At 65.9% G+C, this 23,945-nt stretch carries 23 protein-coding genes and 1 tRNA gene; 12 read left to right on the forward strand and 12 right to left on the reverse strand.

Going from position 1 to position 23,945, the window contains the following annotated elements:
- The first annotated feature begins 8 nt into the window (after positions 1 to 8).
- Both E5K04_RS05680 and trmB read left to right on the forward strand, forming a co-directional pair.
- Positions 9 to 920: an NAD-dependent epimerase/dehydratase family protein gene (locus E5K04_RS05680; RefSeq protein WP_136551933.1), complete on the forward strand. Its 912-nt coding sequence runs from the start codon at positions 9 to 11 to the stop codon at positions 918 to 920.
- 17 nt (positions 921 to 937) lie between these two features.
- Positions 938 to 1,624: a tRNA (guanosine(46)-N7)-methyltransferase TrmB gene (gene trmB / locus E5K04_RS05685; RefSeq protein WP_136551934.1), complete on the forward strand. Its 687-nt coding sequence runs from the start codon at positions 938 to 940 to the stop codon at positions 1,622 to 1,624.
- Between the two features lies 1 nt (position 1,625).
- Here trmB and E5K04_RS05690 read toward each other — a convergent pair whose 3' ends face one another.
- Entirely contained in the window at positions 1,626 to 2,111 is a 486-nt protein-coding gene (locus E5K04_RS05690; protein WP_136551935.1) for a glutathione peroxidase, read from the reverse strand.
- A gap of 51 nt (positions 2,112 to 2,162) precedes the next feature.
- Between E5K04_RS05690 and E5K04_RS05695 the strand changes: the two genes are divergently transcribed.
- Positions 2,163 to 2,636, forward strand: coding sequence for a DUF1841 family protein (locus E5K04_RS05695; protein ID WP_136551936.1), 474 nt, complete (start codon positions 2,163 to 2,165; stop codon positions 2,634 to 2,636).
- Positions 2,637 to 2,638: 2 nt separating this feature from the next.
- Here the strand turns inward: E5K04_RS05695 and E5K04_RS05700 are convergent, their stop codons facing one another.
- Positions 2,639 to 3,592, reverse strand: a complete 954-nt coding sequence (locus E5K04_RS05700; protein ID WP_407920074.1) for a D-2-hydroxyacid dehydrogenase — start codon at positions 3,590 to 3,592, stop codon at positions 2,639 to 2,641.
- Between the two features lie 8 nt (positions 3,593 to 3,600).
- A complete protein-coding gene (locus E5K04_RS05705) occupies positions 3,601 to 4,377 on the reverse strand; it encodes a DUF2189 domain-containing protein (RefSeq protein ID WP_136551938.1) in 777 nt (258 codons plus the stop codon).
- A 156-nt stretch (positions 4,378 to 4,533) separates the two neighbouring features.
- On the opposite strand from E5K04_RS05705, the gene E5K04_RS05710 reads away from it, so the two are divergent.
- The gene (locus E5K04_RS05710) at positions 4,534 to 4,860 is read left to right on the forward strand and encodes an FKBP-type peptidyl-prolyl cis-trans isomerase (RefSeq protein ID WP_136551939.1); all 327 of its coding nucleotides are present in this window, start codon (positions 4,534 to 4,536) and stop codon (positions 4,858 to 4,860) included.
- A gap of 73 nt (positions 4,861 to 4,933) precedes the next feature.
- Here E5K04_RS05710 and E5K04_RS05715 read toward each other — a convergent pair whose 3' ends face one another.
- Entirely contained in the window at positions 4,934 to 5,551 is a 618-nt protein-coding gene (locus tag E5K04_RS05715) for a DedA family protein (protein ID WP_136551940.1), read from the reverse strand.
- Between the two features lie 118 nt (positions 5,552 to 5,669).
- Between E5K04_RS05715 and alr the strand changes: the two genes are divergently transcribed.
- Positions 5,670 to 6,752, forward strand: coding sequence for an alanine racemase (alr, locus tag E5K04_RS05720; protein ID WP_136551941.1), 1,083 nt, complete (start codon positions 5,670 to 5,672; stop codon positions 6,750 to 6,752).
- Between the two features lie 69 nt (positions 6,753 to 6,821).
- Here the strand turns inward: alr and E5K04_RS05725 are convergent, their stop codons facing one another.
- The 3 genes from E5K04_RS05725 to E5K04_RS05735 are packed head-to-tail and all read right to left on the reverse strand — an operon-like array spanning position 6,822 to position 12,558.
- Positions 6,822 to 8,240 carry an efflux transporter outer membrane subunit gene (locus E5K04_RS05725; protein WP_136551942.1) on the reverse strand — a complete coding sequence of 473 codons (1,419 nt, stop codon included), beginning with the start codon at positions 8,238 to 8,240 and terminating at the stop codon, positions 6,822 to 6,824.
- Positions 8,233 to 11,382, reverse strand: coding sequence for an efflux RND transporter permease subunit (locus tag E5K04_RS05730; RefSeq protein WP_136551943.1), 3,150 nt, complete (start codon positions 11,380 to 11,382; stop codon positions 8,233 to 8,235). Before E5K04_RS05730 ends, E5K04_RS05725 begins: the two co-directional genes overlap by 8 nt.
- 15 nt (positions 11,383 to 11,397) lie before the next feature.
- Positions 11,398 to 12,558 (reverse strand): efflux RND transporter periplasmic adaptor subunit, encoded by a 1,161-nt coding sequence (locus E5K04_RS05735; protein WP_136551944.1) that lies wholly within the window; start codon positions 12,556 to 12,558, stop codon positions 11,398 to 11,400.
- Between the two features lie 194 nt (positions 12,559 to 12,752).
- On the opposite strand from E5K04_RS05735, the gene E5K04_RS05740 reads away from it, so the two are divergent.
- The 6 genes from E5K04_RS05740 to E5K04_RS05765 all read left to right on the forward strand — a co-directional run bounded on the left by E5K04_RS05740 (position 12,753) and on the right by E5K04_RS05765 (position 18,771).
- On the forward strand, positions 12,753 to 13,415 hold the full coding sequence (locus tag E5K04_RS05740) for a TetR family transcriptional regulator (protein ID WP_136551945.1): 663 nt from the start codon (positions 12,753 to 12,755) through the stop codon (positions 13,413 to 13,415).
- 27 nt (positions 13,416 to 13,442) lie between these two features.
- A complete protein-coding gene (locus E5K04_RS05745; RefSeq protein WP_136551946.1) occupies positions 13,443 to 14,345 on the forward strand; it encodes an ABC transporter ATP-binding protein in 903 nt (300 codons plus the stop codon).
- On the forward strand, positions 14,345 to 15,100 hold the full coding sequence (locus E5K04_RS05750; RefSeq protein WP_136551947.1) for an ABC transporter permease: 756 nt from the start codon (positions 14,345 to 14,347) through the stop codon (positions 15,098 to 15,100). The genes E5K04_RS05745 and E5K04_RS05750 overlap by 1 nt, the downstream gene beginning before the upstream one ends.
- 25 nt (positions 15,101 to 15,125) lie before the next feature.
- Positions 15,126 to 15,371, forward strand: a complete 246-nt coding sequence (locus E5K04_RS05755; protein ID WP_136551948.1) for a BolA family protein — start codon at positions 15,126 to 15,128, stop codon at positions 15,369 to 15,371.
- A 4-nt stretch (positions 15,372 to 15,375) separates the two neighbouring features.
- The gene (murA, locus tag E5K04_RS05760) at positions 15,376 to 16,629 is read left to right on the forward strand and encodes a UDP-N-acetylglucosamine 1-carboxyvinyltransferase (RefSeq protein WP_136551949.1); all 1,254 of its coding nucleotides are present in this window, start codon (positions 15,376 to 15,378) and stop codon (positions 16,627 to 16,629) included.
- A 159-nt stretch (positions 16,630 to 16,788) separates the two neighbouring features.
- Positions 16,789 to 18,771 (forward strand): methyl-accepting chemotaxis protein, encoded by a 1,983-nt coding sequence (locus tag E5K04_RS05765; RefSeq protein ID WP_136551950.1) that lies wholly within the window; start codon positions 16,789 to 16,791, stop codon positions 18,769 to 18,771.
- Between the two features lie 12 nt (positions 18,772 to 18,783).
- Here the strand turns inward: E5K04_RS05765 and E5K04_RS16635 are convergent, their stop codons facing one another.
- Complete coding sequence (locus E5K04_RS16635; RefSeq protein WP_168929165.1) at positions 18,784 to 18,957, reverse strand: hypothetical protein; 174 nt, start codon at positions 18,955 to 18,957, stop codon at positions 18,784 to 18,786.
- Positions 18,958 to 19,166: 209 nt separating this feature from the next.
- Between E5K04_RS16635 and E5K04_RS05770 the strand changes: the two genes are divergently transcribed.
- Complete coding sequence (locus tag E5K04_RS05770; protein ID WP_136551951.1) at positions 19,167 to 19,385, forward strand: hypothetical protein; 219 nt, start codon at positions 19,167 to 19,169, stop codon at positions 19,383 to 19,385.
- A gap of 58 nt (positions 19,386 to 19,443) precedes the next feature.
- Here the strand turns inward: E5K04_RS05770 and E5K04_RS05775 are convergent.
- The 4 genes from E5K04_RS05775 to E5K04_RS05790 form a co-directional block, all read right to left on the reverse strand.
- A tRNA-Ile gene (locus E5K04_RS05775) sits at positions 19,444 to 19,520 on the reverse strand.
- A 51-nt stretch (positions 19,521 to 19,571) separates the two neighbouring features.
- Complete coding sequence (rpoD, locus tag E5K04_RS05780; protein WP_136551952.1) at positions 19,572 to 21,509, reverse strand: RNA polymerase sigma factor RpoD; 1,938 nt, start codon at positions 21,507 to 21,509, stop codon at positions 19,572 to 19,574.
- Between the two features lie 55 nt (positions 21,510 to 21,564).
- On the reverse strand, positions 21,565 to 23,376 hold the full coding sequence (gene dnaG / locus E5K04_RS05785) for a DNA primase (RefSeq protein WP_136551953.1): 1,812 nt from the start codon (positions 23,374 to 23,376) through the stop codon (positions 21,565 to 21,567).
- 9 nt (positions 23,377 to 23,385) lie between these two features.
- Entirely contained in the window at positions 23,386 to 23,832 is a 447-nt protein-coding gene (locus E5K04_RS05790; RefSeq protein ID WP_136551954.1) for a GatB/YqeY domain-containing protein, read from the reverse strand.
- Between the last annotated feature and the right edge of the window lie 113 nt (positions 23,833 to 23,945).

The following is a 23,945-nucleotide window of genomic DNA, read 5'->3' on the forward strand; positions in this document are numbered from 1 at the left end:
GGATCCCGATGCGCAGACTTCTGATCGTGGGCTTTGGCGATATCGCGGCGCGCGCCAGCCACCCGCTGACCCGCCGCTATCAGGTGAGCGCGCTGGTGCGCTCGGAGGCATCGGCCTCGCGTGCGCGCGCGCTCGGCGTGCGGCCGCTGCGTGCGGACTTGGACGACCAGTGCAGCCTAGACAGCCTAGGAGGCGCCGTCGACGCCGTGCTCTATTGCGCGCCACCACCGGGCACCGGGCAAACCGACCCGAGGATGCGGCGCCTGCTTGCCGCGCTGGGAAAGGCCAATAGCATACCACGCCGGCTGGTCTATATCAGTACCAGCGCCGTCTATGGTGACGTGCCATGCGGCTTGACCCACGAGACGCAGCCGCCCCGCCCCGGCCACGCGCGCGCCTGCCGTCGGCTGGACGCGGAGCAGGCGCTGCGCGCCTATGCACGAAGCCACGGCACGTCGCTGACCATCCTGCGCGCGCCTGGCATCTACGCGGCCGACCGCCTGCCCATCCAGCGTCTGCGCGACGGCCTGCCCGTCGTCCGGGCCGAGGACGACGGCTGGAGCAACCGCATCCACGCCGACGACCTGGCCGCACTGTGCGTGGCGGCGCTGGAGCGGCAAGGCGGCATCCGCGTCTACAACGCGTGCGACGACACCGAGCTGAAACACGGGGAATGGCTAAACCTAGTCGCCGCGGCGCTGGGCCTGGCGCCGCCGCCCGCGTTGCCCCGCGACGAGGCCGCCACGGTGCTGGGCGCGCAGCGCTTCTCGTTCATGGCCGACTCGCGCAGGCTATGCAACTACCGCGCTAAGCGGGAACTGCCGGTGCGCCTGGCGTGGCCGGACAGCCGCGCGCTGCTGCGCCGGGCTTTCGCCTCGCCAGCACCGGACGGATTCGGTAACATCGCAGGCTTTGCCTGAATGGGGGTAAGCAAACCATGGACAACCCGGCTTACAAGCGCCACATCCGCAGCTTCGTGCTGCGCCAGGGCCACCTGACGGCCGCGCAGCAGCGCGCGATGGACGAAGGCATGCCGCGCTGGGGCATCGAATACCGGGCCGCCCCGCTCGACCTTGACGCGGCGTTCGGCCGCGCCGCGCCGAAGATCCTCGAGATCGGCTTCGGCATGGGCACCGCGACCGCGCAGATCGCCGCCGAAAACCCGGCACAGGACTACCTGGGCATCGAGGTGCACTCGCCGGGCGTAGGCAACCTGCTCAAGCTGATCGCCGAACAGGAAATCGGCAACATCCGCGTGATCCGCCACGACGCGGTCGAGGTGCTCGACCAGATGATCGCCGACGCGTCGCTCGACGGCGTGCACATCTTCTTCCCCGACCCGTGGCACAAGAAGCGCCACCACAAGCGCCGCCTGATCCAGGCGCCGCTGGTCGACAAGCTGGTCACCAAGCTGAAACCCGGCGGCTACCTGCACGCAGCGACAGACTGGGAAGAGTATGCGGTGCAGATCATGGAAGTGTTTGCCGGCAACCCGCAGCTTGCGAACAGCTGCGAAGGCTACGCGCCGCGTCCGGACTATCGCCCGCTGACCAAGTTCGAGGCGCGCGGCATCCGCCTGGGCCACGGCGTGTGGGACATCATCTTCCGCCGCAAGGCCTGCTGAATCAGGGCTTCGGCCTGAGCAGAGCCTCGATGTCCGGCACCATCTCGGCCGGCTCGAGCGCCGGCTCGCAACGCATCACCACCCGCCCCTCCGCATCGAGCAGGAACTTGGTGAAGTTCCACTTGATCGGGTGCGGGTGCGCCGAATCGGCCTGGGTCAGCCAGCGCCACAGCGGGTGGGCGGCGGCCCCGTTCACGTCGACCTTGGCGAACAGCGGGAAGGACACGCCGAAACGGTTGGCGCAGAAGGCGGCGATCACCGCGTCTGCGTCCGGTTCCTGTCCGCCGAACTGGTTGCAGGGAAACGCCAGCACCTCGAAGCCCTGCGGGCCGTACTGGCGGTACAGATCCTCGAGCGCCGCGTACTGGCGGGTATAGCCACACTCGCTGGCGGTATTGACGACCAGCACGACCTTTCCGACAAACTGCGACAGGTCAAGCGGCCGCCCGTCGATCAGGCGGGCGCTGAAGTCGGCCAGTGTATGCATCCTGCGTTCTCCTTCACGTATAATCGGCTGCCCATCTGTGCGGAGCCGACGATGTTCAACCCCAGCCGACAGGATGCACGGCGTTTCTTCTTCGACACCTGGGCCAAGCACGGCCGGGGCACCGAGCTGAGCGACCTGGAAAAGATCGCCCTCACCCTACTGCTCGCCCACCCCGAATACCATCACATCGTAGACAATCCGCAGGACTACCTCGAAAGCGATTGGACACCGGAGATGGGGCAGAGCAACCCCTTCCTGCATCTGGGGCTGCATCTGGCGATCGAGGAGCAGCGTTCGATCGACCAGCCGTTCGGCATCCGCTCGTTGTACGCGCAACTCGCGCTGCGCCACGGCGACGAGCACCGCGCGCAGCACGAGATCATGGAATGCCTGGCCGAGATGATCTGGCACGCCCAGCGCTACGGCGGCGGCCCCGACGTCAACCTCTACATCTCCGCCATCCGCAAGCGCCTGGGCATGGGCGAGGAAGACGAACGCCGGCTCAACCCCGGCGAAGCCGGCTAGCCCTACACCACCCTGTTGCGCGCCTCGCCCTCGACGAAGGCGGCGATATTGTCGACCAGTTGACGGGCCAGCGCGCTCATCGCCTCGTGGCTGCTCCACGCCACATGCGGGGTGACGATCAGATTAGGCAGCCTCGCCTTGAGCAAGGGGCTGCCGTTCACCGGCGGCTCCTCGGCGAGCACGTCAAAGCCCGCGCCGCCCAGTTGCCCGTACTTGAGCGCGGCCACCAGCGCGAACTCGTCGACCAGCCCGCCGCGTGCGGTGTTGACCAGCACGGCGCCGGGCTTCATCGCCTGTAGCTCCTGCTCGCCCAGCATGCCGCGCGTCGTGTCGTTCAGCGGACAATGCAGGGAGAGCACGTCGCAGCGCGACAACGCGTCGTCAAAACCCAGATAACCGTCGCGCACCGCTGGGGCGCCGCGCCGCTCGACAAACACCACCTGCATGCCGAATGCGCGCGCGCGCACTGCCAGCGCGTCGCCGATGCCGCCGCGGCCAACAATGCCGAGCATGCGCCCCTTGAGGTCGCGGATCGGCGCGCCGAACAGGCAGAAGTTGGGCGAATTGGCCCATAGCCCGGCGGCGACGTCGCGCTGGTAGGCCGGCAGGTTGCGCATCAGCGCGAGCATCAGCATGAACGCGTGTTCGGCGACAGCCTCGTCGCCGTAATGGCGGATATTGGCGACGGCGACGCCGCGCGCGCGGCAGGCGTCAAGGTCGATATGGTTGACCCCGGAGGCTGCCACCGCGATCAGGCGCAACTCGGGCAAGGCGGCAAGCTCGGCCTCGCCGACCGGCACCTTGTTGGTGATGAGCACCTGCGCGCCGGCACCGCGCGCGGCGATCTCGTCGCGGCGGGTCGCGGGGTATTCGGTATAGGTATGTGGAAACGGGAAGGACGGCACCGGGACAGCCAGGCTGTCCCGGTCGAGAAACACGATCTTGGTCTGCATCAGGCCCTTGTCTAGCGCTCGTAGGTGATCATGGCGCGGTAGGCATGCCAGGTCGACAGGCCGATCAGCGGCACCACGACCAGCAGGCCGACGAAGTAGCTGGCGAAACCGACCGCAGTCAGCGCGACGATGATAGCCGCCCAGCACAACATCGTCATCAGGTTCTTGTAGACCGCCTGCACGCTGAACACCATCGCCGAAATCGCGTCGATCTCCTTGTCCAGCATCATCGGGATCGACACCGCGCTGACCGCGAACACCAGCAGCGCGAACAGCAGGCCGACGCCGAAATAGGCGATCAGGAAGGCCAGGTGCTCGGGCGAGAACGCCTCGCTGACCAGCATCGACAGGGTCGGCGCGCTGGTCTCGTAAAAGAGCGCGAAGATCAGCAAGGAGACGCGGAACCAGCCGAACACCAGCACCGCCAGCAGCGCGGCGTACAGCGTGAAGCTGGGGATGTTGGCGCGCCAGGCGACCAGGCTTTGCGCGAGGTTGACCCGGTTGCCGTGGAAGATCTCGATCTGCCGGGCGATATCGTAGAGGCCGATCGCGAGGAAAGGCCCGACCAGCAGGAACAGCGCCATCAGCGTGATCACCACCTGCGGCGCCTCCTCGAAGAAGAACACCAGGAAGAAGCCCATCAGCACGAAGGCTGCACCGTAAAATCCGGCGTCGGCGGGCGCTTTCTTGAGGTCACGCCAGCCGGCCTTGAGCCAGGCGAGCGTATCGGCGGGAGAAACATGGCGCACGACGGGATGGTCGTGGCTGGGCAGATGCACGGTGTCCATAAAGGTATCCCCTTTTCAAGTTCAGGTCGGCCCCCTTCTTCCCTTTATATTCGAGCCCACCGGAAATGCTGTTGTTTTTAGAGCCGGTGCTCGATTGTGGGAGGTGTGCGCCAAGCTGCGCTACAATGCGCCGGTCAACAGACTAGGACATGCACCATGAGCGAACTGATCATCGAAGACATCGAGGTAGGCACCGGCGCCGAGGCGACCAGCGGCCAGGAAGTCACCGTCCACTACAGCGGTTACCTGACCGACGGCAGCAAGTTCGACTCCAGCCGCGACCGCTACCAGCCGTTCAGCTTCCCGCTGGGCGCAGGCCACGTGATCAAGGGCTGGGACCTGGGCGTCGCCGGCATGAAGGTCGGCGGCAAGCGCAAGCTGACCATCCCGCCGGATCTGGGTTACGGCGCGCGCGGCGCAGGCGGCGTGATCCCGCCGAACGCGACCCTGGTGTTCGACGTCGAACTGCTGTCGGTCGGCTAAACCGGCAGGCACCATGAGAAAGACCATCCGCGCGCGGATGGCCTTTTTTGTGTCTTGCCTTGTGCCTGCTGCGTCAGCCGGCTTTTTTGGCGCGACGCCGGCGGCGCCACCAGACGAGGCCCAGTACCGCACCGAGCACCCCCAGCACGGCGAAGATGCCGTACTGGCCGCGGTGCACCCACACCATCAGCTGGTCGATATTGGACGCGCCGAAATAGCCGAGGTAGACCCACACCGGCACCGAGATCAGCGCGGCAAAGCCGTCCAGCAGCAAGAAACGCCAGTAGGGGATCTGCCGGGTCATGCCGGCGGTCAGGAAGATCGGCGAGCGCAGGCCGGGCAAGAAGCGCGCGACGAACAGCACCCAGTTGCCGTACTTGGCGAATTTCTCCTGCACCGCCTCGAAGCGTTCGCGGGTCAGCACCCGCGACACCAGCCGGAACTTGAGCACGCGGTCGCCGAACACCCGGCCCAGGGTGAACATGGTGCCGTCGCCGATCAGCACGCCGGCCATGCCCACCGCAAACATGATGTGCACGTCGGTGTAGCCGAGGCCGGAGATGATGCCGCCGGCGACCAGGGTCACGTCCTCGGGAATGGGCAGGCCGAAGCCGCACAGCAACAGCACCAGAAAGACCGCCAGATAACCGTAACTGGCAAACAGGTCGAGCAGGAAGTGCAGGATGTCCATCGGAAAATGCGCTCGCGCGGCGAAAGGAGGGAAACCGGGAGGCGGCACGCGGTCGCGTTGCCCCCGTCTATGATTCGGCGCTTATAATACCACAGCCCTTACACACCGAATCCTTCCCATGACACGCCCTATCCGGCTCGACATCGACCTGTCGGCCATCCGTCACAACTACCTTGTCTCCCGTGCCCAGACCGCCGGACGCCGCGCGTACGCGGTGATCAAGGCCGACGCCTACGGCCACGGCAGCCTGGAAGTCGCCCGCGCGCTCGCCGATGTCGCCGACGGCTTCGCGCTGCTCAATATCGAGGACGCGATCCGCCTGCGCCGAGCCGGCATCCGCCAGCCGATGACGCTGCTCGAAGGCGCGTTCGACCTCGAAGAGACCGTGCTGATGGCCGAACACGGCATCGCCGGCGCCGTGCACAGCCCGCACCAGATCGACTGGCTCGCCCAGCTGGACAGCGACCGTCCGGTGGAGACCTGGCTGAAGGTCAACAGCGGGATGAACCGGCTGGGTTTCCAGCCCGAGGAATTCGACGGCGCGCTCGCGCGCCTCAAGGCCCTGCCCTCGGCCAGGGTCAGCACGGTGATGACCCACTTCGCCACCGCCGACGACGAGCGCGGCGTCGCCGGCCAGTGGGCGCGGTTCCAGCCGCTGGCCGAACGCAGCGGCCTCGCCGTCAGCGCGGCCAACTCGGCGGCGACCTTCCGCCACCCGCACACCCACGGCGACGCGGTACGTCCCGGCATCACACTGTACGGCTGCTCGCCGTTCGCCGAACTGGAAGGCGAGGCGCTCGGCCTGCGCCCGGGCATGACGCTGTCGGCCGACGTGATCGCGACGCAGACGCTGGCCGCAGGCGAGACCGTCGGCTACGGCGCGACCTTCACCGCCCCCCAGGCCATGCGCATCGGCGTGGTCGCCTGCGGCTACGCCGACGGCTACCCGCGTGTCGTCCCCTCCGGCACGCCGGTGCTGGTCGACGGCCAGGCTTCCGGCACCGTCGGCCGCGTCTCGATGGACATGCTGGTGGTCGACCTGACCGCCCTGCCCTCGGCCGGCGTCGGCAGCAGGGTCACGCTGTGGGGCGAAGGCCTGCCGATCGAACGCATCGCCGCCGCCGCCGGCACCATCGGCTACGAGCTGATGTGCGCCGTCGCCCCGCGGGTACCGCGCCACCACCACGACACGCGCGGCTGAGCCACGTCCACCTGAAGCGAAAAAAGCCCCGCGTTCACACGCGGGGCTTTGTCTTGCCTGGTACTGCACTCAGCTCGCCGGGGATACCTGCCAGCCGCCACCGACCGCCTTGAAGAGGTCGATCGACGCCTGCAGCTGCGACAGGCGGGCGTCGACCAGCTGCAGCTCGGCCTGGTAGAAGCCGCGCTCGGCGTCGAGCACCTCGAGGTAGCTCGAATAGCCGTTGTCGTAGCGCAGGCGCGCCAGGCGCAGCGCTTCCTGCAGCGCCTTGTACTGCGTGAGCTGCGCCGCCTGGCGGGCCGCCGAGGTACCGGTCAGGCTCAGCGCGTTCAGCGTCTCGCCGAACGCGTTCTGGATCGCCAGCTCGTAGCCGGCCAGTGCCTGCTTCTGGCGGGCATTGGCCGCGTCGACGCCGTAACCGGTCTTGCCCCAGTCGAAGATCGGCATCGCCAGATTGGCTGCGAAGTTCCAGGTCCGGTTCGGCCCGTTGAACAGCGTGTCGAGCGCCAGGCTCTGCGAGCCGAGCGCGCCGGTCAGCCCGATGCTCGGGAAGTAGGCCGCGCGCGCGATGCCGATATTGGCGTTGGCCGCCTTGAGCTGCTGTTCGGCCGCGCGCAGGTCCGCACGGCGGGTCAACAGGTCGGACGGCAGGCCGGTCGGGATCGCCGGCGGCAACGCCATGTTCTCCAGCGCCTTGCCGCGCTTAACCTTGGCGTCGACCAGCGCGCGCGGCGAGCGGCCGAGCAGCACGCCCAGCGCGTTTTCGGTCTGCCGCACCGACTGCTCGAGCAGCGGCACCTGCGCTCGTGCGCTGGCCGCCTCGGCTTCCGCCTGGCGGTAGTCGAGTTCGGAAGTCACCCCGCCCTGGAAGCGGCGCTGGTTCAGGCGCAGCGATTCCTCGCGCGACACCAGCGTCTGCCGGGTGATTTCCAGCTGGGCGTCGAACGCCCTGAGCTGGAAATAGGTCTGCGCGACGGTCGCCGAGATCGACAGCCGAGCGGCTTCCTCGGCGTACTGGCTGGACAGGTAACCCGCGTACGCCGCCTCGTTGGCGCGACGCAGCTTGCCCCACAGGTCCAGCTCCCAGCTCAGGAGGCCGTTCGCGCTGCGCACGTCGGTGACCGCCGGCGCGCCCGGGGTGCGCAGATCGGTCGCCGAGCGCCCCTTCTGGTAGCCGGCCGTCGCGCTTAGCTGCGGCAACAGGCTGCTGCGGGCGATCCCCGCCTGCGCACGCGCCTCGTCGACCTTGGCCGCGGCGGAGGCCAGGTTGCGGTTGTTCGCCAGCGCTTCGTCGACCAGCTGGTCGAGCACCGGGTCGCCGTACGCGCGCCACCAGGTCGGCGACACCGCCGGCGTGGTCGCCGCCACGGCGCCGGCCTGCCAGCCTTGCGGCAGCTCGACGGCGGGGCGCTGGTAGTCGGGGCCGACCGCGCACGCGCTCAGCGCGAGGGCGACGGCGACGGCGATCGGCAGGCACTTCTTAAGCATGGCCGGCCTCCTTGTCTTCAGCTTCGGCCGCCGGCGCCGCCGGCTTGCCGCGGTTGGAAACCTTCATGATCAACATGAAGAAGAGCGGGATGAAGAACACCGCGATGAAGGTCGCGGCCAGCATGCCGCCGATCACGCCGGTACCGATCGCGTGGCGGCTGGCCGAGCCCGCGCCGGTGGAGATCGCCAGCGGGACCACGCCGAGGATGAACGCCAGCGACGTCATCACGATCGGGCGGAAACGCAGCTTGGCCGCTTCCAGCGAGGCGTCGAACAGGTTCATGCCCTCCTCGTACTTCATCACCGCGAATTCGACGATCAGGATCGCATTCTTGGCGGCCAGGCCGATCAGTGCGACCAGCGCCACCTGGAAGTAGATGTCGTTCTGCAGGCCGCGCAGCCAGGTCGCCATGATCGCGCCGAACAGCGCGAACGGCACCGCGGTCAGCACCGCCAGCGGCAGCGTCCAGCGCTCGTACTGGGCGGCCAGGATCAGGAACACCATGATCATGCCGAAGCCGAACACCATGAACGAGGAACCGCTGGTCGACTGTTCCTGGTACGCGCTACCGCTCCACGCGAGCGTGTAGTCGGACGGCAGCACTTCCTTGGCGACGTCCTGCATCGCCTTGAGCGACTCGCCCGAGCTGTAGCCCGGCGCAGGGCCGCCGACCACCTTGGCCGCAGGGAAGGCATTGAAGCGCTCCAGCGTCTGCGGGCCGGTGGTCATCTCGACGGTCACCAGCGAGGTGATCGGGATCATGTTGCCGCTGGCCGAACGCACGAAGACGTTACGCAAGTCGTCGATCTTCGAGCGGAAGTCCGCCTCCGACTGCAACTGCACCTTGTAGATGCGGCCGAACTTGTTGAAGTCGTTCACGTACAGCGAACCGAAGGTGCTCTGCATGGTGTCGAACACCTGGTTGATCTGCACGCCGTAGGCGACCGTCTTCTCGCGGTCGAGCTTGACGTTGATCTGCGGCACGTCCGCCGAGAAGGTGGTCGAGATGCCGGCCAGTTCCGGACGCTTGGACGCCGCGGCGACCAGCTTCTTCACCTGTACGCCGATTTCTTCGGGCGACGCGCCGCTGCGGTTCTGGATGAACGCCTCGAAGCCGCCGGTCGACGACATGCCCGAGATCGGCGGCGGGTTGAAGCCCAGCACGACGCCTTCGCTGATGCCGCCGCCGATGCGGAAGATGTCCTTCACCACCGCGAAGGCCGACTGGTCCTCGCCCTTGCGTTCGCTCCACGGCTTGAGGGTCACGAAGCTCACGCCGGCGTTGGTCTTGTTGCCGCCGGAGAGGATGTCGAAGCCGGCGAAGTTCATCACCACCGAAACGGCGGGGTTCTTCTGCAGTTCGGCGCCGAACTTGTCCATCGCCTCGGCGGTGCGCGACAGCGACGCGCCATCCGGCAAAATCGCCGCGCCGATCACGTAGCCCTGGTCTTCCTCGGGTGCCAGCGAGCCGGGCACCATGCGGAACAGGCCGGCGGTGATCGCCAGCATCGCGCCGAACACCACGAACGCGAGCAGCACCCGCTTGAGCAGGAAGCGCACGCCCTCGGTGTAGCGGTGGGTGACCTTGTCGAAGAACTCGTTGAACTTGACGAAGAAGCCGGCCGGTTTCTGGTGGCCTTCCTTCAGGAGCAACGCGCACAGCGCCGGGGTCAGCGTCAGCGCGACGATGCCGGAGATGGTCACCGACACCGCGATGGTGATCGCGAACTGCTTGTACATCTGGCCGGCGATACCGCCCAGGAATGCCACCGGCAGGAACACCGACACCAGCACCAGCACGATCGCGACCACCGGGCCCGCGACCTCTTCCATCGCCTTGATCGACGCCTCGCGCGGCGGCAGCTTCTCTTCGCTCATGATGCGCTCGACGTTCTCGAGCACGACGATCGCGTCGTCGACCACGATGCCGATCGCCAGCACCATGCCGAACAGCGTCAGCGTGTTGATCGAGAAACCGAGCGCGTACATGCCGGCGAAGGTACCGATGATGGACACCGGCACTGCCAGGCACGGGATCAGCGTCGCGCGCCAGTTCTGCAGGAACAGGTAGACCACCGCGAACACCAGCACCATCGCCTCGAGGAAGGTCTTGTAGACCTCGTCGATCGACACCTTCACGAAGTCGGTGGTGTCGTACGGGATCGAGTAGCTCAGGCCGGTCGGGAAGCTCTCGCCCAACTTGGCCATGGTCGCCTTCACCTGGTCGGCGACCGCCAGCTGGTTGGCGCCCGGCGACAGGTAGATGCCGATCGGCACCGTCGGTACGCCGTTATAGGTACCCATGAAGTCGTAGTTGAGCGCACCGAGCTCGACACGGGCGACGTCCTTCAGGCGCAGGTTCGAGCCATCCGGGTTGGAGCGGATGATGATGTTCTCGAATTCCTTGACGTCGGTCAGGCGGCCCTGGGTGGTCACCGTGTAGGTGAACTCGGTCGCCTTGGGCATCGGCTCGGCGCCGACCTTGCCCGCCGCGTACTGCGCGTTCTGCTGGTTGATCGCGGCGGACACGTCGGACGGCGTCAGCTTGAGCTTGGCCAGCTGGTCGGGCTTGAGCCACACCCGCATCGAGTAGTCCTGCGACGCGAAGTTGACCACGTTGCCGACACCCGGGATGCGCTTGAGCTCGTCGACGATGTTGAGCGTCGCGTAGTTACTGGTGTACAGCGTGTCGAAGCGGCGGTCCGGCGAGTACAGCGAGATGATCTGCAGCATCGCGGTCGACTGCTTGGTCACCGTCACGCCCTGGCGGCGCACTTCCTGCGGCAGCTGGGTCAGCGCCGACTGCACGCGGTTGTTGACGTTGATGGTCGCCTGGTCGGGGTCGGTACCGATCTTGAAGCTGACGTTCAGCGTGAGCTGACCGTTGCTCGAGCTCGACGACTGCATGTAGATCATGTCCTCGACGCCGTTGATCGACTGCTCGAGCGGCGAGGCGACGGTGTCGGCGATCACCTGGGCGGACGCGCCCGGGTAGTTCGCCTGGACCTGCACTTGCGGCGGGACGATGTCGGGGTACTGCTCGACCGGCAGCGCGCGGATCGCGGCCAGACCCGCCAGCATGATGACCAGCGAGATCACCGTGGCGAAGATCGGCCGCCGGATAAAGAAGGCTGAAAACATCGGCTACGTCCCCCCTCAGCCCTGCGCGGCCGGCTGCGACGCCGACGGCTTGGCCGCGGCCACCTTCGGTGCGAGCGGCACGCCCGGGCGCAGCTTGAGGATGTTGTCGACGACCACGCGATCTCCGGCGGCGAGGCCGGCGCCGATCACGAAGTCCTTGTCCAGCGTGTCGATCACCTCGACCGGACGCGGCTCGGCCTTGCCGTCCTTGTTGACGGTCCACACCATCTTGCCCTGCTGGGTGGTCAGCACCGCCACCTGCGGCACGGTGATCGCGTTGACGCGCTCGGCACCCTTGAGGATCACGCGCACGAACTGGCCGGGCAACAGCATCGCCTGCGGGTTGGCGAACTGTGCGCGGTTGCTGATGGTGCCGGTGTCCGGGTTCACCACATTGTCGGAGAAGTTGATCTTGCCGACCTGACTGAACATCGAGCCGTCGGCCATCTTCACTTCGACCTGATAGCCGTTGTTGGCCGGGATGCGGATGCGGCCGGCGTCGATGTCCTTGCGCAGCTTCTGCGCCTCGTTGTCCGAGAAGGAGAAGTTCACGTAGACCGGATCGAGCTGCGAGATGCGGGTCAGCATGCTGTTGGGCGACACCAGCGAGCCTTCGGACACGATGTCGAGGCTGGTCAGGCCGGAGATCGGCGCCGACACCTTGGTGTAGCCCAGGTTGATCTGCGCCTGCTTGAGCTGCGCGCGTGCCGCTTCAACCGCCGCCTTGGCCGCCTCGTACGCGCCCAGCGCGTTGTCTCGATCCTGCTGGCTGACCGCGTTTTCCTTGAACAGCGGCAGCACGCGGTCGTACGTGCGTTTGGCCTGGTTGAAGTCGGCCTCGCGCACCGCGAGCGTCGCCTTGGCCTGGTCGACCGCCGCGACGTAGGTTGCCGGCTCGATCTCGAACAAGGTCTCGCCCTGCTTGACGCGGCGTCCCTCGACGAAGTTGCGGTGCAGCAGGATGCCCTCAACGCGCGAGCGCACCTGCACTTCACGGAAGCCGGCGGCCTGGCCCGCGTACTCGAAAGTCATCGGCACGTCGTGCGGCTGGATCGCCACCACCGACACCGGCATCGCCTGCATGGCCTGCTGCCCGGCACCGCCCTCCTTGCCACCGCACGCGGACAGGCTCGCGGCCAGCGCGGTCAGCAGCAGCCACTTGCCATGTGTATTCATCGTGTTCTTTAACAAAGACATCTGGTCACCCTCGGATTTGGCCGCGCCAGTACGCGCCCCTGATCTGACATGGTCGTATAACAAACCGCTAATTTTACATACATACACGCATGAATGTAAAATGAAATCCTAATTACCAATTTAATACAGGTTCCATTCAGCCGCCTTTTATATGGAATCAATACGGACAGAGCATGGCCAGAAAGACCAAGGAAGAAGCGGAACAAACCCGGCAAGGCATCCTGGATGCCGCCACCGAGGTGTTCTGGGCGAAGGGGGTCAACCGCACCACCCTGTCGGATATCGCCAGCGCGGCCGGCGTCACGCGTGGCGCCATTTACTGGCATTTCGCGGGCAAGGACGAGATCTTCAACGCGATGTGCAACCGGATCGCGCCCCAATTCGAGCCGAGCTACCAGCGCATGCTCGACAGCGCCAGGCTGAATGCCGCGGCCAGCCTGTGGCGGCACTGCCTGGAGAGCTTCTCGATCATCACCCGCCACGACGACGTGGCGAAGGTGCTCGGCATCATCTACCTGCGCTGCGAATACGTCGACGAGACGGGCTCGCTGCAGGCAGACAGCCGCAGCTGGATCTCCGAGCAGCACCGCCGCACGCTGGCCATGCTTGAATGCGCTGCAGCGCAAGGGCAGCTACAGGCAGGCGTGACCGCCCAGCAAGCCGCGCTGAGCCTGCAGGCGCTGCGCCGCGGCCTCGTACAATTGTGGCTGGCCGCCCCCGACATCATGCCGCTGGACGCCCAGGCCGCCACCCTGCTCTCGCCGCTCTTTTGTGGCATCTTCCGCGACCGCAGCTGGATTGCAGAGGCGCATGCGGGCGGCGGTTTAACGCTATAATGCCGCTTTTGCCCGGTCAGCGGCCGCATGCCTCCCGCCATTGTCATTTCATCGGTCAGCAAGCAGTACGGTTCATTCACCGCACTCGACGACGTCAGCTTCCAGGTTGAGCAGGGCGAATTCTTCGCCCTGCTCGGCCCGAACGGCGCGGGCAAGACCACGCTGATCTCGAGCATGGCCGGCCTGACCCGCCAGAGCGCCGGCAACATCCGCATCCTCGGCCACGACACCGTCAGCGACGCCTACCAGGCGCGCATGAAGCTTGGCGTCGTCCCGCAGGAGCTGGTGTTCGACCCTTTCTTGAGCGTGCGCGAGACGCTGCGCTTCCAGTCCGGCTACTTCGGCATCGCCCGCAACGACGACTGGATCGACGAGTTGCTCGCCAAGCTCGGCCTCGCCGACAAGGCGGACAGCAACCTGCGCGCGCTCTCCGGCGGCATGAAGCGGCGGGTGATGGTCGCGCAGGCGCTGGTGCACAAGCCGCCGGTCATCGTGCTGGACGAGCCGACCGCCGGGGTCGACGTCGAGTTGCGGCAGAGCCTGTGGGCCTTCGTGCGCGAACTGAACGCGGCCGGCCACACCATCGTGCTGACCACGCACTACCTGGAAGAGGCCGAGGCGCTGTGCAGCCGCATCGCGATGCTGAAGAAGGGCCGGCTGATCGCGCTGGAAGACAAGGCCAAGCTGCTCGCGCACAGCAACGAGCGCGACATCTCGCTCAAGCTCTCCGCGCCGCTGCCCGCCGCGCTCGCGCCGCTCTTCGTGCGCAGCGAGGGTGAGCGGGTGGTGCTCAGGCTGCCCGACATCGCCGCGATCGAATCCCTGCTCGCCGCCTTGCGTAGCGCCGGCGTCGAGGTGCGCGAGATGACGGTGATCGAGACCGACCTGGAGAGCGTGTTCATGCGCATGATGCAAGGGGGGGCGGCCTGATGCAGGGATTCCTCACGCTGTTGCGCAAGGAGGTGCTGCGCTTCTGGAAGGTCGCCTTCCAGACGGTGGCCGCGCCGGTACTTACCGCACTGATGTACCAGCTAATCTTCTCGCACGTGATGGCGCGCCACGCCAACGTCTACCCCGGCGTCAGCTACACCGCCTTCCTGATCCCCGGCCTCGCGATGATGTCGATGACGCAGAACGCGTTCGCCAACGCATCCTCTAGCCTGATCCAGTCGAAGATCACCGGCAATATCGTCTTCCTGCTGTTGTCGCCCTTGGGCCCGCTGCAGCTGTTTGCCGCGTACCTTGCCGCCGCCGTGATACGCGGTCTGGTGGTCGGCGCCGGCGTCATCGCGGTGACCATAGGCTTCGGCCTGCCGCTACCGGTGTCGCTGCCGTGGATTTTCGCCTTCGCGCTGCTTGGCTGCGGCGTGCTCGGCACGCTCGGCCTGATCGCCGGCATCTGGGCGGAGAAGTTCGACCAGCTGGCGGCGTTCCAGAACTTCATCATCCTGCCGCTGACCTTCCTGTCCGGCGTGTTCTACTCGATCGACAGCCTGCCGCCAGTGTGGCGCGCGCTGTCGCACCTGAACCCGGTGTTCTACATGATCGACGGGTTCCGCTACGGCTTTTTCGGCCATGCCGACGTCAGCCCCTGGCTTGCGTTGTCGGTGGTGGCCACCAGTTTCATCATTCTGTCCGCCCTGGCCTTGTGGTTGATCAAAGTCGGCTACAAGCTTCGCCACTAGGATGTCTCACCAAGGTGTTTCAAAAATGGTCTCCCCCGACTACATCAAACAATTGATCAGCGCGTCGCTCGAGTGCAACGTCCTCGAGGTCGAAGGCGACGACGGCACCCACTTCAGTGCGCTGATCGTCAGCCCTGCCTTCTCCGGACGCGGCCGCGTGCAGCAGCACCAGCTCGTGTACAAGGCGCTGGGCGAGCGCATGCGCGACGAGATCCACGCGCTGTCGATGAAAACCTACAGCCCCGAAGAGTGGGCTGCCCAACAAGGCTGAACAAATGGAAAAACTGATCATCCGCGGCAACGGCCCGCTGAACGGCGAGATCCCCGTCTCCGGCGCCAAGAACGCGGCGCTGCCCATCCTGTGCGCGAGCCTGCTGACGGGCGACACCATGCGCTACACCAACGTGCCGATGCTGCGCGACATCGCGACCACCCAGAAGCTGCTGCAGGGCATGGGCGTGCGCGTGATGACCGACAACGTGCACGAGTTCGAGATCACCGCCAACCAGATCGACACCCTGGTCGCACCGTACGAGCTGGTGAAGACCATGCGCGCGTCGATCCTGGTGCTGGGCCCGACGCTGGCCCGCTTCGGTGAAGCCTCGGTCAGCCTGCCTGGCGGCTGCGCGATCGGCTCGCGGCCGGTCGACCAGCACATCAAGGGCCTGGTCGCGATGGGCGCCGAGGTCAGCATCGAGCACGGTTACGTGAAGGCACGCGCCAAGCGCCTGCGCGGCGCGCGCATCGTGATGGACATGGTCACCGTCACCGGCACCGAAAACCTGCTGATGGCCGCCGTGCTGGCCGACGGCACCACCGTGCTGGAAAACGCCGCGCGCGAGCCTGAGGTCACCGACCTTGCGCTGTGCCTGAACAAGATGGGCGCCAGGATCTCCGGCATCGGCACCGACCGCCTGGTGGTCGAGGGCGTCGAGGCGCTGCATGGCTGCGAACACGCGATCATGCCGGACCGCATCGAGGCGGGCACCTTCCTGGTCGCCGGCGCGATGACGCAAGGCCACATCGTGCTGCGCGGCGCGGCCCCCAAGAGCATGGAAGCGGTGCTCGACAAGCTGGTCGAGGCCGGCGCCGTGATCGAATGCGGCGACGACTGGATCTCGCTCGACATGAAGCGTCGCCCGAAGTCGGTCAATATCCGCACCCTGCCCTACCCGGCGTTCCCGACCGACATGCAAGCGCAGTTCATGGCACTCAACGCGATCGCCGAAGGCGCGGCCGTGGTAACCGAGACCATCTTCGAGAACCGCTTCATGCACGTGCCGGAACTGAACCGCATGGGCGCGCATATCGAGACCGAGGGCAACACCGCGGTGATCCGCGGCGTCGAGCGCCTGTCCGGCGCAACCGTGATGGCAACCGACCTGCGCGCGTCCGCCAGCCTGGTGATCGCCGGCCTGGTCGCCGACGGCGAGACCACCGTCGAGCGGATCTACCACCTCGACCGCGGCTACGAGCACATCGAGAAGAAGCTGGGCGCTGTCGGCGCGCATATCGAACGCCTCAGCTGAACCTGTTGAAAATTTTCAACACCTAGACCGCCACCGGCCACCGGATGGCGGTTTTTTCATGCCTGGCATTCCCACCTCATCTCCCGCGCCCTTACACTGCTTCGCAAGACCCGTCGAAACGGGCGAATATCAAACAAAAGCAAGCAAAGGGGAATCATCATGTTCAATACCATCCGGGGACGCCTGCTGGTGTGGGTCGGCGCGTTGATCGTCGCAGGCTTTGCCACGTTGATCGGACTGAGCAGTTTCGAAAACTGGCGAGTGGCGCGACAGAACGTGGCGGATTCGGCCAAGCTGCTCGCCGAGCGCGAGGCGATGGCACTGCAGCAGCGACTGCAACCGGCGTACACCGTGAGCACGACCCTCGCACAAGGCGCGGCAGCGGCCCAGGCCACCGCAGGCACCGACGTGCGCGCACTGCTGTCCGACGCGACCCGCCGCGCACTCGACGCACAACCAGACGCGGTTGGGGTTTTCATCGTCGCCGAACCCGACGGACTGGACAGGCGCGATGCAGAACTGGCGGGCAGCGAACAAGGACAGGCTGGCGGACAGTTCGGCGTCTACTGGTACCGCGACAACGGGCAGCCGGCCGTCGAGTGGGGGGTTGGGGAAAGCTACAAGGACGGCTACTACAGCGGCCCCAAGGCCACCGGCAAGACCCAGATGAGCGAGCCTTACGTCGACCCGGACGCCAAGGTGCTGATGGCGACGGTCTCCTCACCCATCTTCGTCGCCGGCCGCTTCGCGGGTGTGTCCGGCGTCGATATCGCACTGGATACCCTGCAGGCGATCGCGAGCCAGGTCAGGCCGTATGGAAACGGCTACATGACCATCTACTCGAACGGCGGCCTGCAACTGGCCGGCGCAAACGCTGAGCAACGGGGCAAGGAAGATTCAGCGCTACCAGCAGCGGCGAGGGCAGCCATCGCTGCCGGCAAGCCCTGGCATTACGAAGACGACGCTGGCTTCATGCACGACATCTACCCGGTCAGCATCGGCGACACCGGCAAGCAGTGGGCTGTCCGCGTGTCCACCCCGCTTGACGCGGCAACCGCGCCGGCCCGCGCGGCACTGGCACGAGACCTGGCGGCTGGCGCCGCACTGACCGTCATGCTGCTGCTGGTCTACGCCTGGCTGCTGAACCGGCAACTCACGCCGCTCGCCGCGCTCAACAGGGCACTCGCCGACCTGGCCGGCGGCCAGGGCGACCTCACCTTCCGCCTGCCCATCCGGGGGCGGGACGAAGTTGCGCAGGCGAGCGCCTCGCTCAACGCCTTTCTCGGCACCCTGCAGCAGATGATGCTGGGCGTGCGGGACAACGGACTGACGCTGAGCCGCGACAGCGGCGCACTCAGCGAACAGGTGAGCCAACTTGCGCGCAGCGGCAGCGAACAGAGCCGCGCGGCGACCGCCACCGCCAGCAGCATCGAGCAACTCTCTGCGAGCATCGCGCAGATCGCCGATGCCACCGGCACCGCCCGTGCGCAGGTTCACGCGGCGGGCGAACTGGCCAACCGGGCTGCCCGCGAGGTTGCGGCCACCCATACCGGCATCGGCAACATCGCGAACAGTGTCGGCGACGTCGCTGCCGTCATCCGTTCACTGGAGGCGCAATCGTCCCGCATCGGCGGCATCGTCGAGACCATCCACCAGATCGCCGACCAGACCAACCTGCTCGCGCTGAACGCCGCGATCGAAGCCGCGCGGGCGGGCGAGCAGGGCCGGGGCTTCGCCGTCGTCGCCGACGAGGTCCGTAAACTGGCCGAGCGCTCGGCGTCGGCCACCATCGAAATCCGCTCGACCATCGCCGTCATGCAGCAGGAGACCGGCAAGGCGGCACAGAACATGGACGACGCGCTCGCGTTTGTCGGGGCTGGACGCACGCAGTCGGACCGGTCGGCCGACTCGCTGCGCGACATCGAAAACAACACCCGGGAGATCCGCGGCATGATGGACGATATTGCAGCCGCCACGGCCGAACAGACCAGCGCCAGCCAGGAGATCACCCGTCACGTCGAGCAGATCCACGGCATGCTGCAGCAAAGCGACGAAGCGCTGGCGGCCTCCCGCACAGCCACCTCGTCGCTGGCCTCACTCGCCGGCGAACTCGACGACCGGATCAAGCGCTTCCGGCTCTAGGATCGAGACGGCCTACTGGCCGGACACCTGCGGGAGCACGGCGTCTGCAACCTCTGCGCGTTCGGTGTATTCCTCGATCGACTGGCTGAGCAACTCGGGGGTCAGGTAGCGACCGTTGGAGACGGCGTGGCGCAGGCGGAGCGTGACGAAAGCCAGCAACTCCGGAGTAAGTTCGACACTGGACATATTTCCTCCTAAATAATACTTTCCTAATATTATTATCTAGTTTACGCCACGTCCAGTTTGATTGTATTATCATTGCAAAATTCAATGTCATTTAATTGATATTTGTATGAATCGCAAGCAGTGCTTACCAATCAATCCACCCTACCCGCGTGAAATCGGTTCACTATCCAATCCAGCACTACCGACTACGACGACCATCTGGAACCCCTGTGCCCGCCGCCTCTCCCTCCATCCGCTGCGATTTTTGTGCCAGGCAGGCGACCGTGCTGCTGCGCTACCGCTCACGTCTTGTCCGGCACGACATCCACTGCTGCGGCCATCCCTTGTGCGAGGAATTCGCCGGCATCGCACTGCAGCGGCTCGACCAGCTGACACCGCCGGCCGAACTCTCCGAGCGGACAATCGAACGCATCACGCTTGAAGCCTGAAGCGGCTCCGGACGCAGAATGCACGAAGGCCACCCCGCATGGGGTGGCCTTCGATATTTGGTGGGCCCTCCGGGGCTCGAACCCGGGACCAAAGGATTATGAGTCCTCTGCTCTAACCGACTGAGCTAAAGGCCCGTAGCCGCGCATTGTAACAGAATATCGTGTCGCAATGCGCGGCCGCGGCACTTACTGCCCGTTCGGCTCGCTGTCGAGGAAGCTCTTCAGCCGCTCGGAGCGCGTCGGGTGGCGCAGCTTGCGCAGCGCCTTCGCCTCGATCTGGCGGATGCGCTCGCGGGTGACGTCGAACTGCTTGCCAACCTCTTCCAGCGTGTGGTCGGTGTTCATGTCGATGCCGAACCGCATGCGCAACACCTTGGCCTCGCGCGGGGTCAGCGACTCGAGCACTTCCTTGGTCGCCTCGCGCAGGCTCGAGTACATCGCCGCGTCGGACGGGGTGATGGTTACCGCGTCCTCGATGAAGTCGCCCAGATGTGAATCGTCGTCGTCGCCGATCGGCGTTTCCATCGAGATCGGCTCCTTGGAGATCTTCATGATCTTGCGGATCTTCTCCTCGGGCATGTCCATCTTCTCGGCCAGTTCCGCCGGATCCGGCTCGCGGCCGGACTCCTGCAGGATCTGACGGCTGATGCGGTTCATCTTGTTGATGGTCTCGATCATGTGCACCGGGATGCGGATAGTGCGCGCCTGGTCGGCGATCGAGCGGGTAATCGCCTGGCGGATCCACCACGTCGCGTAGGTCGAGAACTTGTAACCGCGACGGTATTCGAACTTGTCGACCGCCTTCATCAGGCCGATGTTGCCTTCCTGGATCAGGTCGAGGAACTGCAGACCGCGGTTGGTGTACTTCTTGGCGATCGAGATCACCAGGCGCAAGTTCGCCTCGATCATCTCGCGCTTGGCCAGGCGTGCCTTCTTCTCGCCGGCCGCCATCTGTCGGTTGATTTCCTTGAGCGCGCCGATGGTGAGCATGGTGCGCTGCTGCAATTCACCCAGCTTGCTCTGGTGCTCGATCACCGCGTGCTTGAAGCGCTCGAGCGTTTCCGACCAGGCCTTGCCGGCAGAGATCTCGCCTTCGACCCAAGCGACGTTGGTCTCGTTGCCCGGGAACACCTTGATGAAGTGGTTGCGGTCCATGCGCACGCGCTGCACGCAGATGGTCTGGATCTCGCGTTCGTGGCCACGCACCTCGGCGACCAGCGTGCGCAGCGAGTCGCACAGGTTCTCGATCTGGCGGGTCGCGAAGCGCACCTTCATGAATTCGTCGGTGATCGCCTGCTGGAAGACCAGCGCTTCGGACGAGCCCGAGCCATGCTTCTCGATCGCGGCGAGCATCTTGGCGTACTGCTCGCGCACGCCGGCGAAGTACTCGATCGACTGCAGCTTGAGCGCGAGCAGGTTGGCCGAGTTGGCCGCGTCGGGGTCGGCCCCCTCCTCGTCCTCCTCTTCCTCTTCCTCCTCGCCTTCGGCCAGGCTGTCGTCGTCGTCGGACGGCTCGCCGGAGAACTTGGCGTCCTCTTCCTCGCTGACATTCGGGTCGATGAAGCCGTCGACGACCTCGTCGATGCGCATTTCTTCACGCTCGACCTTGTCCATCAGCGCGAGCACTTCGGCGATGGTGCCGGGGCAGGCGGAGATCGACTGGATCATGTGCTTGAGGCCGTCCTCGATCCGCTTCGCGATCTCGATCTCGCCCTCGCGGGTCAGGAGCTCGACCGTACCCATTTCGCGCATGTACATGCGCACAGGGTCAGTGGTGCGGCCAAACTCGGAGTCGACCGAGGAGAGCGCGGCTTCGGCTTCCTCGACGGCGTCCTCGTCGGCGACGGTCGGCGTGGTGTCCGACATCAGCAGGTCTTCGGCGTTTGGTGCCTCTTCGGTCACCTGGATGCCGAGGCCGGTGATCATGCCGATGATGTTCTCGATCTGCTCGGCGTCCGAGACGTCTTCGGGCAGATGGTCGTTGATTTCTGCGAACGTCAGGTAGCCGCGTTCCTTGCCCAGCGCGATCAGCTGGCGCAAACGCTTGCGCTGCTCTTCCAGGCTCAACTGCGGGTTGTCCTGGCTGTCCTGCACGTCCTTGTCAGTCTTGGGGGAAGCCGCCATTTCGTTTCCTGCTCGGATAAAAGCCGAAAAAAACAGTTAAGTATATCACGGACCGTCACTCGGACGGCCTATGCACCGTGCGCGCCGCCATCCGGCGCATCAGTTCCTGCATCAATCTTTTTTCTTCGTCGCTCAGGTGTTCTAGTCCGCGCTGAGACAACTGTCTGAACAGCTCGTCGTCGCAGGACTCGAGCAGGCGACGCACACCGTCGCGGAACATGTCGAGGTCGAGCTCGTCCGGGTTGGCCATCTCGGCCGGGTCGCGCAGCGCCTGCTGCAGCACCGTGTCGATCTGCGTTTCATAAGGCGTGCCGCGGAATGCCTCTTCCAGCCTCGCGCTGGTCGGCACCCGCTCGCTCGCCTGCACCCTGTCGATCAGCGCGACCAGGCATGCCATGTCGCCGGCAAACGGCAGGCTGTCCGGCACGGCCACCTGCATCGCCCACTCCGGGTTCATCAGCAGCCACTTGACCAACTGCCGCACCGACGACGTTGCCATCACCCGGCTCGCCTGCTTGGGCAACCTGTATTCACGCCGGCCTTGCGCGACCGGCTTCTCGACGCCGGTCAGGCGCTCGAATTCGGACAAATCGATGCCGGTCAGCTCGGCCAGCCGCTTGCGGATCAGGAAGCCCAGCGCCGGCGCGCCGATCTGACCGAGCATGGGCGTCGCTTGGCGGATCAGGTCGGCGTGCCCCTCCGGGGTCGACATGTCGACCCGCGCGGTCATCTCGCGCACGAAGTACGCCGACAGCGGCAAGCTCTCCTCGAGCAGCAGCCGCTCGAACGCCTCGGCCCCGTGGGCGCGGATGTACGAGTCGGGGTCGTGCTCCTGCGGCAGGAACAAAAAATGCAGCGCCTTGCCGTCGACCAGCTGCGGCAGGCTGTTTTCCAGCGCCCGCCACGCCGCCTTGCGACCGGCCGCGTCCCCGTCGAAACAGAAGTACACCTGATCGGCGTGGCGCAACAGCTTGCGCACATGCTCGCCGGTGGTCGCCGTACCCAGCGTGGCCACCGCGTAACCGACGCCGAACTGCGCCAGCGCGACCACGTCCATATAGCCCTCGACCACCAGCACCCGGTTTTGCTCGCGGATCGCCTGCCGCGCCTCGTAGAGGCCGTACAGCTCGCGCCCCTTCTCGAACAGCGGCGTCTCCGGCGAGTTCAGGTACTTTGGCGCGTGCGTGCTCTTCTCCTTCGACAGGATGCGTCCGCCAAAACCGATGATGCTGCCGCGCTGGTTGCGGATCGGGAACATCACGCGGGCACGGAAGCGGTCGTAACGCTTGCCGTCGTCGCCGGCGATCACTAAGCCCGCCTCGACCAGCCGCTCGTCCTGGTAGTCGGGAAAGAGCGTCGCGAGCGGCTGCACCGCGTCGATCCGCGCGTCAGGCGCGAAACCGAGCGCGTAGCGGGCGGCGATTTCGCCGGTGACACCCCGCCCCTTGAGGTAACTGACGGCAAGCGCCGACGATTTCAACTGCTGCTTGTAAAACGCCGCGGCCGAAGCCAGCATTTCCTCGAGCGACAGGCGCCGCTCGCGCGCGGCACGTTCCTTCACCGGGTCGCCGCGGCGCTCTTCGGGCACCGGCATGCCGAGGCTGTCGGCGAGCAGGCGCACCGCGTCGACGAAATTCAGCCCCTGATACTCCATCACGAAGCCGATCGCCGAGCCGTGCGCACCGCAGCCGAAGCAGTGGTAGAACTGCTTGGACGGACTGACGGTGAACGACGGCGACTTCTCCTTGTGGAAGGGGCAGCACGCCAGGTAGTTCTGCCCGGCCTTCTTCAGCGGGACGTAACGATCCACCACGTCGACGATGTCGACGCGGGAGAGCAACTGGTCGATGAAGTCCTGCGGGATCATCCCGGCGGATCAGCGGACCAGCCGGGCCTTGATCAGCACGGAAACCGCCGCCATGTCGGCACGGCCGGCCAGTTGGGGGCGCAGCAGCGCCATCACCTTGCCCATGTCCTGCATGCCGGCGGCGCCACTGTCGGCGACTGCCTGCTCGATCAGCGCGGCGATTTCGGCTTCGCTCAGCGGCTGCGGCATGTAGCCGACGAGCACGTCGATCTCGGCGCTCTCGGCCTCGACCAGGTCTTCGCGGCCGCCGGCCTTGTACTGGGTGACCGAGTCGCGGCGCTGCTTGATCATCTTGTCGATGACCGCGGTCACCGCCGTATCGTCAAGCTCGACCTGCTCGTCGACTTCCTTTTGCTTGATCGCGGCCATCAGCAGGCGGATGGCACCCAGACGCACGCTGTCGCGCGCCTTCATCGCCTGCTTCATGTCGTCGTTGATCTGTTGCTTGAGCGTCATCGCACACCTGCCACGGGAAGGAAACGCCGGCGGCCTGGCCACCAGCGAAAAATCGGAAGTACAAATGGCAAAACCGCAGGCAAAGCTGCGGTCTTGACTGAAGCTGCCGGGGA

The sequence above is a fragment of the Crenobacter intestini genome, assembly GCF_004919095.1.
Classification (GTDB): domain Bacteria; phylum Pseudomonadota; class Gammaproteobacteria; order Burkholderiales; family Chromobacteriaceae; genus Craterilacuibacter; species Craterilacuibacter intestini.

Excerpts from the sequence above, each read along its gene's own strand:
- E5K04_RS05680 (WP_136551933.1), top strand. The coding sequence starts at position 9 with ATGCGCAGACTTCTGATCGTGGGCTTTGGCGATATCGCGGCGCGCGCC.
- trmB (WP_136551934.1), top strand. The coding sequence starts at position 938 with ATGGACAACCCGGCTTACAAGCGCCACATCCGCAGCTTCGTGCTGCGC.
- E5K04_RS05690 (WP_136551935.1), bottom strand. The coding sequence starts at position 2,111 with ATGCATACACTGGCCGACTTCAGCGCCCGCCTGATCGACGGGCGGCCG.
- E5K04_RS05695 (WP_136551936.1), top strand. The coding sequence starts at position 2,163 with ATGTTCAACCCCAGCCGACAGGATGCACGGCGTTTCTTCTTCGACACC.
- E5K04_RS05705 (WP_136551938.1), bottom strand. The coding sequence starts at position 4,377 with ATGGACACCGTGCATCTGCCCAGCCACGACCATCCCGTCGTGCGCCAT.
- E5K04_RS05710 (WP_136551939.1), top strand. The coding sequence starts at position 4,534 with ATGAGCGAACTGATCATCGAAGACATCGAGGTAGGCACCGGCGCCGAG.
- E5K04_RS05715 (WP_136551940.1), bottom strand. The coding sequence starts at position 5,551 with ATGGACATCCTGCACTTCCTGCTCGACCTGTTTGCCAGTTACGGTTAT.
- alr (WP_136551941.1), top strand. The coding sequence starts at position 5,670 with ATGACACGCCCTATCCGGCTCGACATCGACCTGTCGGCCATCCGTCAC.
- E5K04_RS05725 (WP_136551942.1), bottom strand. The coding sequence starts at position 8,240 with ATGCTTAAGAAGTGCCTGCCGATCGCCGTCGCCGTCGCCCTCGCGCTG.
- E5K04_RS05730 (WP_136551943.1), bottom strand. The coding sequence starts at position 11,382 with ATGTTTTCAGCCTTCTTTATCCGGCGGCCGATCTTCGCCACGGTGATC.
- E5K04_RS05735 (WP_136551944.1), bottom strand. The coding sequence starts at position 12,558 with ATGAATACACATGGCAAGTGGCTGCTGCTGACCGCGCTGGCCGCGAGC.
- E5K04_RS05740 (WP_136551945.1), top strand. The coding sequence starts at position 12,753 with ATGGCCAGAAAGACCAAGGAAGAAGCGGAACAAACCCGGCAAGGCATC.
- E5K04_RS05745 (WP_136551946.1), top strand. The coding sequence starts at position 13,443 with ATGCCTCCCGCCATTGTCATTTCATCGGTCAGCAAGCAGTACGGTTCA.
- E5K04_RS05750 (WP_136551947.1), top strand. The coding sequence starts at position 14,345 with ATGCAGGGATTCCTCACGCTGTTGCGCAAGGAGGTGCTGCGCTTCTGG.
- E5K04_RS05755 (WP_136551948.1), top strand. The coding sequence starts at position 15,126 with ATGGTCTCCCCCGACTACATCAAACAATTGATCAGCGCGTCGCTCGAG.
- murA (WP_136551949.1), top strand. The coding sequence starts at position 15,376 with ATGGAAAAACTGATCATCCGCGGCAACGGCCCGCTGAACGGCGAGATC.
- E5K04_RS05765 (WP_136551950.1), top strand. The coding sequence starts at position 16,789 with ATGTTCAATACCATCCGGGGACGCCTGCTGGTGTGGGTCGGCGCGTTG.
- E5K04_RS16635 (WP_168929165.1), bottom strand. The coding sequence starts at position 18,957 with ATGTCCAGTGTCGAACTTACTCCGGAGTTGCTGGCTTTCGTCACGCTC.
- rpoD (WP_136551952.1), bottom strand. The coding sequence starts at position 21,509 with ATGGCGGCTTCCCCCAAGACTGACAAGGACGTGCAGGACAGCCAGGAC.
- dnaG (WP_136551953.1), bottom strand. The coding sequence starts at position 23,376 with ATGATCCCGCAGGACTTCATCGACCAGTTGCTCTCCCGCGTCGACATC.
- E5K04_RS05790 (WP_136551954.1), bottom strand. The coding sequence starts at position 23,832 with ATGACGCTCAAGCAACAGATCAACGACGACATGAAGCAGGCGATGAAG.